Origin of the sequence: Paenibacillus solani, from assembly GCF_050475945.1 — a bacterium.
GTDB classification, from domain to species: Bacteria; Bacillota; Bacilli; order Paenibacillales; family Paenibacillaceae; genus Paenibacillus_AQ; species Paenibacillus_AQ solani_A.
Window position 1 is genome coordinate 1 of sequence record NZ_JBCMXJ010000010.1, and the last position, 12,548, is coordinate 12,548.

The 12,548-nt window shown below is 43.6% G+C and carries 14 protein-coding genes and 1 riboswitch; of the genes, 12 read left to right on the plus strand and 2 right to left on the minus strand.

Going from position 1 to position 12,548, the window contains the following annotated elements; all coding sequences use genetic code 11:
- Nucleotides 1-86: 86 nt before the first annotated feature.
- A complete protein-coding gene (locus tag ABEQ74_RS11220; protein ID WP_430122265.1) occupies nt 87-359 on the minus strand; it encodes a hypothetical protein in 273 nt (90 codons plus the stop codon).
- Nucleotides 360-580: 221 nt separating this feature from the next.
- Between ABEQ74_RS11220 and ABEQ74_RS11225 the strand changes: the two genes are divergently transcribed.
- From ABEQ74_RS11225 to dcuC, 6 genes are all read left to right on the plus strand, one after another.
- Nucleotides 581-1,183, plus strand: a complete 603-nt coding sequence (locus ABEQ74_RS11225; protein WP_430122266.1) for a TetR/AcrR family transcriptional regulator — start codon at nt 581-583, stop codon at nt 1,181-1,183.
- Nucleotides 1,184-1,188: 5 nt separating this feature from the next.
- Complete coding sequence (gene map, locus ABEQ74_RS11230) at nt 1,189-1,935, plus strand: type I methionyl aminopeptidase (protein WP_430122267.1); 747 nt, start codon at nt 1,189-1,191, stop codon at nt 1,933-1,935.
- 262 nt (nt 1,936-2,197) lie between these two features.
- Nucleotides 2,198-3,172 (plus strand): LacI family DNA-binding transcriptional regulator, encoded by a 975-nt coding sequence (locus tag ABEQ74_RS11235; protein ID WP_430122268.1) that lies wholly within the window; start codon nt 2,198-2,200, stop codon nt 3,170-3,172.
- Nucleotides 3,173-3,185: 13 nt separating this feature from the next.
- The gene (rbsK, locus tag ABEQ74_RS11240; RefSeq protein ID WP_430122269.1) at nt 3,186-4,070 is read left to right on the plus strand and encodes a ribokinase; all 885 of its coding nucleotides are present in this window, start codon (nt 3,186-3,188) and stop codon (nt 4,068-4,070) included.
- Nucleotides 4,071-4,134: 64 nt separating this feature from the next.
- Entirely contained in the window at nt 4,135-5,055 is a 921-nt protein-coding gene (gene rihC / locus ABEQ74_RS11245) for a ribonucleoside hydrolase RihC (protein ID WP_430122270.1), read from the plus strand.
- A 26-nt stretch (nt 5,056-5,081) separates the two neighbouring features.
- Nucleotides 5,082-6,515, plus strand: coding sequence for a C4-dicarboxylate transporter DcuC (gene dcuC, locus ABEQ74_RS11250; protein ID WP_430122271.1), 1,434 nt, complete (start codon nt 5,082-5,084; stop codon nt 6,513-6,515).
- 68 nt (nt 6,516-6,583) lie between these two features.
- Here dcuC and ABEQ74_RS11255 read toward each other — a convergent pair whose 3' ends face one another.
- Complete coding sequence (locus ABEQ74_RS11255; protein WP_430122272.1) at nt 6,584-7,084, minus strand: hypothetical protein; 501 nt, start codon at nt 7,082-7,084, stop codon at nt 6,584-6,586.
- A gap of 304 nt (nt 7,085-7,388) precedes the next feature.
- On the opposite strand from ABEQ74_RS11255, the gene ABEQ74_RS11260 reads away from it, so the two are divergent.
- The 6 genes from ABEQ74_RS11260 to ABEQ74_RS11285 all read left to right on the plus strand — a co-directional run bounded on the left by ABEQ74_RS11260 (nt 7,389) and on the right by ABEQ74_RS11285 (nt 11,818).
- Complete coding sequence (locus ABEQ74_RS11260) at nt 7,389-7,730, plus strand: hypothetical protein (RefSeq protein ID WP_430122273.1); 342 nt, start codon at nt 7,389-7,391, stop codon at nt 7,728-7,730.
- Nucleotides 7,727-9,055: a right-handed parallel beta-helix repeat-containing protein gene (locus tag ABEQ74_RS11265; RefSeq protein ID WP_430122274.1), complete on the plus strand. Its 1,329-nt coding sequence runs from the start codon at nt 7,727-7,729 to the stop codon at nt 9,053-9,055. Before ABEQ74_RS11260 ends, ABEQ74_RS11265 begins: the two co-directional genes overlap by 4 nt.
- Nucleotides 9,052-9,663, plus strand: coding sequence for a nitrous oxide reductase accessory protein NosL (locus ABEQ74_RS11270; protein ID WP_430122275.1), 612 nt, complete (start codon nt 9,052-9,054; stop codon nt 9,661-9,663). The genes ABEQ74_RS11265 and ABEQ74_RS11270 overlap by 4 nt, the downstream gene beginning before the upstream one ends.
- 20 nt (nt 9,664-9,683) lie before the next feature.
- The gene (locus ABEQ74_RS11275; protein WP_430122276.1) at nt 9,684-10,481 is read left to right on the plus strand and encodes an ABC transporter permease; all 798 of its coding nucleotides are present in this window, start codon (nt 9,684-9,686) and stop codon (nt 10,479-10,481) included.
- Nucleotides 10,474-11,208, plus strand: a complete 735-nt coding sequence (locus ABEQ74_RS11280; RefSeq protein ID WP_430122278.1) for an ABC transporter ATP-binding protein — start codon at nt 10,474-10,476, stop codon at nt 11,206-11,208. The genes ABEQ74_RS11275 and ABEQ74_RS11280 overlap by 8 nt, the downstream gene beginning before the upstream one ends.
- Nucleotides 11,209-11,299: 91 nt before the next feature.
- Nucleotides 11,300-11,818: a redoxin domain-containing protein gene (locus ABEQ74_RS11285; RefSeq protein WP_430122279.1), complete on the plus strand. Its 519-nt coding sequence runs from the start codon at nt 11,300-11,302 to the stop codon at nt 11,816-11,818.
- A gap of 133 nt (nt 11,819-11,951) precedes the next feature.
- Nucleotides 11,952-12,157, plus strand: a riboswitch (cobalamin riboswitch).
- Nucleotides 12,158-12,548: the final 391 nt, after the last annotated feature.

The window sequence follows — 12,548 nt, forward strand, 5'->3', positions numbered from 1 at the left end:
TACTTGACAGGGGTATGACCAACGTTCAGGTTTTTTTTGTTTTACTGGTGTAAGTCCGCACTGATTATTGATTAAAGAAGAGCAACTTACACATTTAATTTTTTCCGTTTTATTCCTTGGAAGATCAACATAAATCCCATTAAGAAAAATAAAATATTGACTGAACTTATAGGCTGGTTTCCTAAGAACCCCTTGACTATTAGATAAGATTGGATAACCAAGATAATGGAGGCATACAGAAAATACATATTAGATTTGTCTTTGAATTTCCGGCCAAGCAACCTAATTATCATGGTAAATGCAATAGCATAAATGGAGATAATCCCAACAAAGATAAGAGCTAAGATTGATAAGTCCATAATATAAGCCCCCTTTATATTTGTTGTTCATTATAACATATCACGTTATATCACTTTGAATTAGAATTGACTCATCCTTCGTTAGTTAAAAAAATTCCTTGGTGGTTTTACACAAATCGTTCCGGTAGAAGAATCCAGAACGCTTTTAACTTGATCCGTACGACCAAATGATATATATTGTTTTTACATCGACATTACAGAAGGTCTAAAAAGGAGGAGCCATGTCACCACGTACCAAAGAACAAAATGAAGCAATCCGGGAAATGCGAATGAATCAAATTCTGCAAGCGGCAGCTGAAGTATATTTGGAGAAGGGCATCCAATTGGAAATACGCGATGTTTCGGTCAAGGCTGAGCTCGGTTACGGTACCGTTTATCATTACTACAAAAATAAATACATGCTTTTGGAAGATTTATTATGGGATGCCCTGAGTCAAACGGAGTTGACCGTACAGCCCGCTTTGACGGAGGACAGCAGCAGTTTGTATAAAGCTGAGTCGTTCTCCAGGCTGCTCCTGCAGAAGTGTATCCAGGATCCTTCTGTATTTATATTGCTTAAAACGGTTGCGGATAATTTTCATCACTTCCCGGGGAATCGGTTCAGTAAGCTGTCTGATGAATTTCATAAACAGATCTTTTTACCATTAGTTGATTTGATTCGTGCAGGTATAAGTCCCGTAAGCCCGGAGAAAACAGCGAATCTGATCTTTGGCTCGCTTATTGGCTACACAGCATTAAATATCCACCACAATATGCGGAGCGAGATGGATGTGGAAGGGATCGTCGATATGATTTTTTCAGGCATACAGAATAAGGAGAGATGAATGGGATGATCGTCCTGAAATCTAGAGCAGAAATTGAAGAAATGAGAAGGGCTGGTCAAATTGTTGCAGCTTTTCATCAAGCATTAGCAGATATGATCCGACCGGGTATCACAACGCTCGATATTGAGTCGTTCGCGGTGCGGTTCCTGAAGGAGAGTGGCGCCAAGGCTTATACGATAGGATATAATGGTTATCCGTTTGCGACATGTGCCTCTGTCAATGACGTCATCGCGCATGGGTTTCCGAACCAGACTCCGCTCAAGGAAGGTGACATCGTTACAATCGACATCGTCGCAGAGGCGAATGGTTGGATCGGCGATTCTGCTTGGTCTTATGCGATCGGCGAGGTATCGGAAGAAGCCCGTAAATTGATGCGAGTAACGAAGGAATGCTTGGACCTTGGTATCGAAAAATCTCTGGTCGGAAACCGGATCGGTGATGTGATGCATGCGGTTCAAACACATGCCGAGCAAAACGGTTTCTCGGTCGTGCGTGATCTGCTCGGTCATGGCGTAGGAAGAGAAATGCACGAGGAACCTAATTATCCCCACGTCGGGAAGCCGGGCAAGGGATTCCGTTTGAAGGAAGGGATGGTTCTCACGATCGAGCCGATGCTAAATGCCGGAATAGCAACGATGAAGATTGACGCAGATGGATGGACCGCCAGAACTGCTGACGGGTCGCTTTCCGCGCAGTACGAGCATACAATTGCTATCACGGCGGATGGCCCAATAATATTAACCGAACAATAGATAGTCGATTTTTACTAAAGGAAATATTTGGGTATCGTTGTACTGACTCAACTCTGCTAGCTTCCGCTAGCAGGGTTTATTGCTTTATAGGGTTAATGTTATTCGACTTAAACTAATTTCGTTGAAATGAAGTTATATGAGATGTTCTCACCCTAAAGAATCATAAATCAAAATGCTTTCTAACTTGGTGTTGACTTATGAAACAATTAGGAGTATATTTCTATGTGTAACCGGTTACCCTTTCTGAAAGTGGAGTGAAGATATGGCTTCAATAAAAGAAGTGGCTAAGCTTGCTGGTGTATCTGTTGCTACTGTATCCAGAGTACTCAATGACAAAGGATATGTGGGACAGCATACACGAGAAATGGTAGAGCAAGCGATTAAAGAATTGAATTACAAACCAAATGAAGTAGCTAGAAGTCTGTTCAAGAAACAGTCGAGTACGATTGGCTTAATCGTGCCGGATATCATGAATCCTTACTTTCCCGAGTTAGCTAGAGCTGTCGAAGATACGGCTTCCAAGTTTGGATACAATCTCATTCTATGCAACTCGGATGAAGATAGAGTGAAAGAACAAGCATACCTAGATATGTTACAGCAGAACTATGTAAACGGTATCATAGTTTCATCAAATACAATGACCGCTGAACAGGTTATCAAACTTAATATCCCTGTTGTAAGCATTGACCGAGAGATTAGCAAAGGGCTTCCGACGATTGTAGTGGAGAACATGAAAGGGGCCAATACAGCTACTCGTTATCTGATGAGTAAAGGATGCAGCAGAATTGCACACATCAGAGGACCTCAAGGAGTAGTTAATGCGGACGAACGTTGTGAAGGTTATAGAGAAGTCGTTCAGCAGGAGTCATGGTTCAGTGAAAGCTACATTGTCGACGGAGATTATGACATGGAATCTTCGATCGAAGCAACGCTGGAACTTTTAAAGACCCACCCTGAGATTGATGGTATTTTTGCTGCGAATGATATTATGGCGATAGGCGCTATGAAGGCTGCTAACCAGCTTGGGACAAGGGTGCCTGACGAGCTCGCGATTGTTGGATTTGATGGAATTAAGTTATCTTCTGTAACGATTCCAGAATTAACGACCATTGTACAGCCGATTTACGAAATGGGTGAAAAGGCGACAAAGATGTTAGTTAGTTTAATGAATCAGCAAGAAGTTGGGCAAACATATTATAAATTTGATGTGAACCTTATAGAGAGAAATTCAACCTAAGGGGTAGATAGAGATGGATAAGAAACCAAAAATTACTGTTCTCGGAAGTATAAATATGGACTTAGTTACAATCACTTCTCAAATACCGAAGAGAGGGGAAACGCTCTTCGGTGAGCATTTCCAAATGAATCCCGGAGGAAAGGGTGCCAATCAAGCAGTTGCGGCGGCCAAACTTGGAGCACAAGTCCAACTACTTGGTTGTGTAGGAAATGACAGATTTGGTGAGGATATTGTAGCTCATTTGCAAGAACAAGGTGTTGATGTGAGCAATGTGGAACCGGTTACAGATGTAACTGCCACGGCTACAATTATCGTGTCTGATCAAGATAATAGTATTATTGTTGTCCCGGGAGCTAATAATTACGTTACGGCATCGTTTGTTGAATCCAAGCGAGATGTGATTGCAGCTAGTGATATTTTAGTCCTTCAGTTGGAAATACCGTTAGAGGGTGTGCAAAAGGCAGTTGAAATTGCCAAAGAAAACGGAGTCAAGATAATCCTAAATCCGGCACCGATCCAATCATTACCGTCAGAATTGCTTAAGGATGTTGATTATTTCACTCCAAATGAACATGAACAAGAGCTGCTTAGACAAGATAGAGCTGAAGAAGAGTTAGACGGCAAACTCATCGTCACAAAAGGTAGTCAAGGCGTTTGTATCTATGAAGATGGAGAGGAAGTCATCATACCTGCCTACAAAGTAGATGTTGTTGATACGACTGGAGCAGGTGACTCGTTTAATGGCGGATTAGCTCATGCACTAAGTAAAGGACTAAGTTTGAAAGATGCATGTAAATACGGCAATGCCGTTGCTGCTTTATCAACGACTAAGCTTGGAGCACAGACAGGAATGCCGACCAGTGCCGAGGTCGAAGAGTTTATCAATAGCCAAGGATGATTTGTCCATAAAAAGCTATATATCATTTTAAGAACCCACATAAGATTTTAGGAGGAGTTTTACTATGACAACCAGACCTATAATTATTGACACAGACCCAGGAATTGATGATGCAGTCGCACTAGCCATTGCACTTTATAGTGAAAAATTAGATGTTCGTCTCATCACTACGGTTGCTGGGAATGTTGGACTTGATAAAGTAACGTTTAATGCCTTGAGATTGCTAAAATTTTACAATAAAAATGTACCGGTTGCTCTTGGTGCCGACAGACCACTTATCAAAGACCCTATTGATGCTAGTGATATACATGGCTCGACAGGAATGGATGGTTTTGAGTTTGATGAGCCATCGGAAGAGCTTGTGCTGAAAGAAAATGCTGTAAACGCAATGTATCGTGTCATTATGGACAGCAAAGAACCAATGACCATCGTTCCGATTGGCCCATTAACGAATATTGCTCTTTTGCTAAAAATGTATCCGGAAGTTAAGAACAACATTGCTGAAATTGTATTTATGGGAGGTTCAGCAAGTCGCGGTAATGCAGGTGTTATGTCGGAGTTTAATATTTTTGCTGATCCTGAAGCAGCGAAGATCGTATTCCAGAGTGAGTTGCCAATTGTGATGGTGGGGCTCGATGTTGGTCTGAAAGCCCTGGTATATCCTGAGGATAGTGCGAAGCTGAAGGATATGAATCAGACAGGAAATATGATTTATCAGCTATTCCAGAAATACAGAGGCGGCAGCATGAAAACCGGATTGAAAATGTATGACAGCACGGCAATCGCTTATTTGTTGCAACCGGAAATGTTCCAAGTCGTAGATACATTCCTTGATGTAGAATTACACGGCACGATGACAACCGGATGTACCATCGTAGATTTGAAAGGTTACTTAGGAAAACCTCATAATGCCAAAGTTTGTATAGATATAGATCCAGATATGTTTAAGCAATGGTTCATGGATAGCTTGAAGAAGTGTAACTAACAACCAGAGGGAGGCCCAACCATACCATGGATTCTAATATAATCATGTACGGCTCTGCTATAATCGCTGTGGCGGTAGTTATATATATGTTGATTAAGAAGATGGATATTAAGATTTCCTTGTTCCTTATTGGTATCGTACTGATTCTAGTCAGTACTGCCATGGGAAAAGAGATCGCAGTCAAAGATTTTGTTTCAATGGGATCAGCTTGGCTGGATCCACTTCAAGTCATTATTACACAGTTTAAGCAGACCCTTACTGCTGCCGGTTTCATTATTCTCCTCTTAGGAGGATATACAGCTTACATGTCATCGATTGGTGCGAATGAAGTTACTGTAAGCGCATTAACTAAACCTATTTCAAAGATCAAATCCGTTTATGTTCTGGTTCCACTTGTATATTTGCTAGGAAATGCATTGTCACTCGTTATCCCAAGTGCTTCGAATTTGGCCATTATATTACTAGCAACACTGTACCCTATATTAAGAAAAGCGGGGATGTCGGCATTAACGACAGGAGCGGTTATCGCCACCTCAGCTACGATTGTTCCAACTCCATTAGGTAGCGACAACGTAGCGATCGCGGAAGAATTAGCGAAACACGCTTCATTTGCTGGGTTAACCGTAACAGACTATGTATTTAAATATCATGCTTTGATTTCCATCCCGACTCTGCTTGTTATAGCGATTGTTCACTATTTCTGGCAGAAGAGAATGGATAAAAAAGCAGCTCTGCAAAATCCTGCAGGTGATGATCTTGAGCAAGTGGATGCGGGCAAGGTTGAAGAAATCACGGGAGGCAAATTATTTAAAACCGTTTATGCTATACTTCCGATCTTCCCAATTATTCTGTTGCTAGGTAATTATGCTGTTCAATTAACGACTGGCAAATCCATTGATATTAGCGTTGAGATTGCCACCTTAGTATCCTTTGTTCTGGCGATTGTGTGTGAATTAATCAGACATAAAGGAAACAAAAGCGTTCTTGAAAAGACAGAAACTTTCTTTAAAGGAATGGGTGGAGCTGTTCCCATTGTAGCTCTTCTCGTAGCGGCTTCGGTATTTGTTACAGGTCTGAAATCAATTGGTTTGGTTGACGAGCTTCAATCCGCTATGCAAAGCATCCAAGGTAATGGATTAGACTTTATCTTACCTCTTATCTTAGTAGCATTAACGGCTCTCATTGTTATATTGAGTGGTAGTGGTACGGCTCTCATCTTCGCCATGGTACCGCTGATCGTGCCATTGGCAGTGGCAGCTGGCATTAGCCCGATTGCTATTTCTGTACCACTCGGTCTGTCAGGCAACCTCTTCAGAGCAGTTTCACCTGTGGCAGCAGTTATCCTCATTGTTGCTGGAACCGTGAAGACAGATCCGATTGCCCTTGTAAAAAGAACGTCCGTTCCGATGATTGCTGGCGTAGTGTTTATGTTCATATTATCTATGATTTGCTTCTTATAATTCGTTTGGATCATAAGCATACAGGGATGTCTCTCAGACTGAGTAGACATCCCTGTTTTTATTTGGTTTTATTCATCTTCCTCCGATTCCAAGATTAATGTTATCATCTCCGATTTAAACTTGCTGTCGTGGACACAATCGCCCACCTTTGCATGGCTCCTAAATAGAAAGTAGCCGTTCACTTCCTCGATTAAGCTATCCACCGTATGTCGAATTCGAGCACTGTAATGAAATGACAGCGCCTCACCAGGAGCAACAGTGCCCAAGGTGTAGGCTTGATGAACAGTCAAGATTTGCCCTCCCTTGATAACATATCCCTCCTCGAAGATGTTGGGCTCACAGATCCAGTCGATAAGTGTGACCTCCGCACCTAAGCTTCCCGCATTCTCCAGTTTGAGAGAAAAGGACACTTTTTCTCCCGGCTCTGTGCTGTCATAAGGCGAATGGACGGATACAGTGATATGGGCATCTAGAATCTCAAGAGCAACCCTCTCGGATACAGCATCCTGTTGAACCATCCGGCCATCCGACATGTAGGGTGTAAGTAATGGAATTACCAACTGCGGCACTGGACGTTGAGGCACTCTTAGCGATGGTGATTACCGGTTGATACACTGGTGTCGTGATTGTGAAAAGCGAGTCCCGCTGTCTTGACCGGTAACCTTACTGGCTTGGTTGGAAAATCAAACAACCCGTAGCTGATGACAATCCCACAAATGCTTTTTGCAAAAAATCATAAAACACTCTCTTTCGTGGGACGACACAATTTTGACGAATTTTAACCTTAGAAATGGCTCGATAGAGTTATAGGGCAAAATCATTCGACTTGTTACTATGTAATAGATAAATCTGTATGGGAAGAGTGGTGAGTGTATGAAGCTAAAAGCCGTTTCATTTCTGATAGCGATGTGTCTGCTATGTATCGTAACGGCTTATTTAGGAAAGGAACTTGTTGATTTAGGTACTGTCGAAGTAGAAACTTCTACGAACTCCCAGATCGTAGAGGTCGGAACTCAGGTGGAACTACAAGCTTTGTTTACTGGTATTCTTGTTTCCAACAACGATAAGCCAAACCTCTTAGATGCCTTTAATAGAGGGGAAGGAAAATTTATCGGCATATTCACCTTCCCTGATACAGGATTGCAAGCAGACTTTATTCACTTGTATGAAGACGATAACCACATCATAAAGAAGAAACAGGTCGAAGTTTTATGACAACATTTAGAAACAAATGCTGCATTCTCGTGTTTTTGGTTGCCTTGTTGTTACTACCGAACAGCTCGGTCGGAGCCGAAGGCGAGGGGGTGAGTTTGCAAGAAATCGTGGACCAGGCCCATCCGGGAGATACGGTCATACTGAAGCCTGGCATTTACCAAGGTCCGATTACTATTAACAAGCGATTAACCATACTGCCGGAAGAAGACGGCACGATCGTACTGAGAAATATGAGTCCGCTACCGGCCGTAACGATAAAAGCTGACAATACAACGATTATGGGGTTGCAGATCATTGATGAGATGGTTAAAGAAACGCCGACAGTCCAAGTCAATGGTCATCATACCGTCTTAGAAAGCTTGAACATCCAGACCAGCGGAAGTGGAATAGTGGTGCGCGACGCGGATGATGGGACACTGAGGAATAATACGATCGAATGGATTGCAGAAGGTGTGCAAATGGCCGACAAAGGCAACGGCATGGATTTATATAATGGGCACCGCTGGAACATCACCGATAATACCATTCACGATGTTCTTGATGGCATATATTTAGAAAACAGCGACGATACCTATGTCAACGGCAACGTGATTGAGCGTTCTCGCTATGGTGTTCACTGCATGTACACGAATCGTACAATGATCCGGCAAAATGAGGGGAAAATGAATGTGACCGGTGCAATGGTGATGGCGGCACGGCAAGTATCAGTTATCGGGAATACGTTTACCAAGCAAAGTGAAAACGTGAACTCGCAAGGTATTTTACTTTATGACACTCACGAGACAACCGTATCGGATAATACGGTTGTCGGTAATCGGGTCGGCCTGTACATAGAGCTATCAACCGACAATCTATTGGAGAACAATCGAGTAAGCTATAATTTTGTTGGTATGCAGATGTTGGAATCTATTGACAATGTCGTTGAAGGCAATCAATTTATCGGGAATGTTTCGGACGCGCAGACACGAGGCAGTGAGGAGAATAGGATCTCGAATAATTATTGGGACAATTTTCGTGGCATTGATGCAGATGGAGACGGAAAAAGTGATATATCTTATGCGATGAATCCCTTTTTTCAGAGTCTGACGCAAAAACGGCCCGCATTCCAATTGTTTTTCCAATCACCTGGGATGGTTTTTATGGAAGGGCTCTACCAGACGGAACGAAGTAGATGGACTACGGATATGGCACCGCTAATGGACATGCCTAATAGCAAATATCAACAAGGGGATTCGGAATCCAATGTTAAGACTGGACTTACGGGAATTGTATTACTTGGGAGCACGTTTATATTCATTTTATGGGTGAGGAGACGAAGTACATGAAAAAAGGTTTTCGACTAACCGTAATTATGATAGCCTTACTGCTGTTTTTATCCGCTTGCGGAGAAGACAAGTATGAGCCACAGGCAATCAACGAAGATACGGATATTTGCGTCATCTGCAAGATGGCCATCAAAGACGATCAATATGCGACTCAAATCATTACAAAGGACGGCCAATCGCTCAAATTCGACGATATCGGCTGCTTAAACACATGGAAGAACGAGAACGGAACCGATACGATCGGCGCTGCTTTCGTACGGGACTATAATACCAAACAATGGCTTCGTTATGAGAAAGCATATTATGCTTATGATTCTTCCTATAAAACGCCTATGGCATATGGAATTGTGTCATTTGAACAAGAAGCGGATGCCTCTGCTTTTATTAAAGAACAAGGTAAAGGTAAGCTCATGACAGCAGAAGAACTCTCCAACCACTCATGGGAAGTCAATCGGGATATGATGGACATGGGAGGTGAGCATGAGCATGAGCATGGGCACTCATCGGAGGAGGGACATGGTGAATCAGAGTCAAAACATGCTCCTGATGAAGAAAAAGGTCATTCTAGCGGTGCCGATCACCCAACAACCGGAGGACACGGTTCGTGAGCGTAGTGGGGAATGTTGCCATGAGAGAGATGAAAATTGGATTTCGAAATCCTTGGGCCTATTCATTCATGGCCCTTTTCGCTGTATTCATGCTGAGTCTGATGATGATTAACGCACAAGGCTATGTAAAGGGATATTCAGGAACAAGCGGTACTATGTTAAATCTGGCGTTGTATTTGCTGCCTCTAATGGCTCTGATGTTAGGTTCATTCTCCTTGACCGGTGAGAAGGAGGAAGGCAACTGGGAACTTCTATCGACATATCCGCTGGGCACCTTGTCATTTTTGGCCGGCAAATTTATCGGGCTTACCATTGTCTTATTATCGATAGTGGCTTTCGGATTTGGGCTGTCAGGAACAGTGGGTTGGTTCATTGGCAATGGATTTGATTTTTCAACGTACAGGCAGCTCCTTTTCTTTTCCATCTCTTTATCCTTGTTTTTTCTCGGAATCGCCATACTGATCGGATCACTCGCCCGCAACCGTTGGCAGGCACTCACCATCGCGGTTGGCGTCTGGTTCTTTACTATTATTGCATGGCCATCGATCCTCATAGCGTTGTTGGGTATGATGCCATATCCGTGGATTAAACCGGCGGTAACGACACTGACTTTCTTGAATCCTGCCGAATTGACGCGTCTCTTTACTGTCGTCAAGTTGGGGGGAGGTTCAACGCTCGGCCCCAAATATTACGATTGGATATTATGGATTCGATCTTTCTGGGGGACGCCTGTGTTTTTGGGGGCTATGTTGATCTGGATTAGTGCTGCTCTGGCCATTGCCTATGGCCTGTGGGAAAGGGGGAGAGGTCGTGGATGATCATCTGGTTCGGTTCGATTCAGTACATAAAGCTTTTAAAGGAAAGGTCGTTATTGAGGAAGTAAATCTTCATATCGCTCGAGGAGAATCCGTTGCTTTGTGCGGAGGAAACGGCGCAGGGAAAAGCACGCTGCTGCGCATGCTGGCGGGAATTGTGCAACCTACGAAGGGAACCATCACTGTCAACGGCCAAGCATGGCAGGATAACCAACGGAAGTATGCTCATAACATAGGGTTTATGCCGGATGATTATCGATTCAGCCCGGGATTGACAGCACTGGAGACCCTGTTGTTTTGGGCAAAGCTTCGCGGCCTAGGAAAAGATCGTGTCAAGGAGGTGTTATCGATGGTTGGCCTTTCTGATACTGGCAGCAAGCCTGTCGTCTCCTTCTCCAAAGGCATGAGGCAGCGGATATTATTTGCACAGGCAATGCTGGCGGAGCCACCGCTCATCATTATGGATGAACCCACGAATGGTCTTGATCCATACTGGATGGATACATTCGTTACGCTCGTGAGGCAGGCCGTATCTAACGGTCAAACGCTTCTCTTCTCAACACACCAATTAGAAATTGCTGAAGCGTTAGCAGATCGAATCGTATTTTTAAGAGACGGAAACGTGGTGCTCGATGGAAAAAAGGAAGATATTCGGCAGAGCCACGGGGTCTTAGGGCTGCAAGAAGCATTCAGAGAGCTGTTTGGGATCACCGGAGGATTTCCTTCGTAAATCTTACAGGCAGCATGTTCATATCGGGTTACTCCTTTTTTAGTATCATAGGGAGTTCCTCTAATTCGTGATCAAGGAGTTTTGGTTGAAGATGAATATCCGCAAATGGATTCAATATGTATTGCTGTTTGCCATTGTGGCAGGGGGAGTGTATGCGGTAACCCAATTTTATGGTTCCCCTCGAGATCAGGCTGTTCCAGGACAGTCAGCGCCGACGTTCTCAGCATCGGGCTTGAAGGGGGAGGAAATCAGTCTGGCAAATTACAAAGGGAGGGGGGTAATACTGAATTTCTGGGCATCTTGGTGCAATCCATGCGTAAATGAGCTGCCGCTGCTTAACGAGGCGTATAAGCTTTCCGGTGTGGAAATGCTTGCGATCAATGTCGGTGAGAACAAAGAGACGGTTCAAAAATTCGTGGACCGGTATGAGATTGAATTTCCGATAGTACTGGACAGCGATCTGAACATCAAACAAAAATACCAAGTCGTCGGGATGCCCCTCACGGTCTTGATTGATAAGGATGGTACTATAGTAGAGAGACACGAGGGAGAAATGACCGAAATGGATGATATTTTAAACTTCATGGCTCGAATCAAGCAGGACGAATAGAAATTGCTTAGCTTCCGAATAAATAAACCAATTTTCCGTTTCATGTGATACAGTTTGCCCCTGTCAATCATTCTTTCTATTGTCATTATCGTTCGTTGTCGAGTAAGATGTAAGTGTAATTCATTTTGCCCAAATTGCATAAGTGGGAATAGGTGTCAAACTGGCAAGCGTGCTTGCCAGTTTGACTTAAAAGGGAAGTTCGGTGCAATACCGACGCGGTCCCGCCACTGTAACGGAGGAGCAGGCAGCACATTCAGCCACTGATCTAAATCGATCGGGAAGGTTGCTGCCGAGTGACGATCCCGGAGCCAGGAGACCTGCCTATTCTGACAGCACTACTGTACCTACGGGAGATAGGGAGGTGTTAGATGTACCGTCATAATTTGAGATTATGGAGGCGTCTTTCCCTATGTTTTTTTTACAGGAAAGGCGCCTTTTATTGTTGTCAGGAGATGCGGCACGTATAGACGTCCACAATTTCGGCCTATATGGGGAGGGTTCCATCGATGCGGCACGAGTTGATCCATTTTTTGTCTCATGTTGAAGATGAGCAAACGATGGTCGGGGTTATTGCGAACTTGAATGCCGACGCATACTGTAGCCTTCTTCATCATTTAGAGTTCACCTCACCAGACACACAAGAGCGATGGCGGAAACAATTGAATAAGCTTCTTCGTTAAATTAGTCATCGATAGAGGTCTGTGGAGTGAGGAAGCACTTGATTTCAACA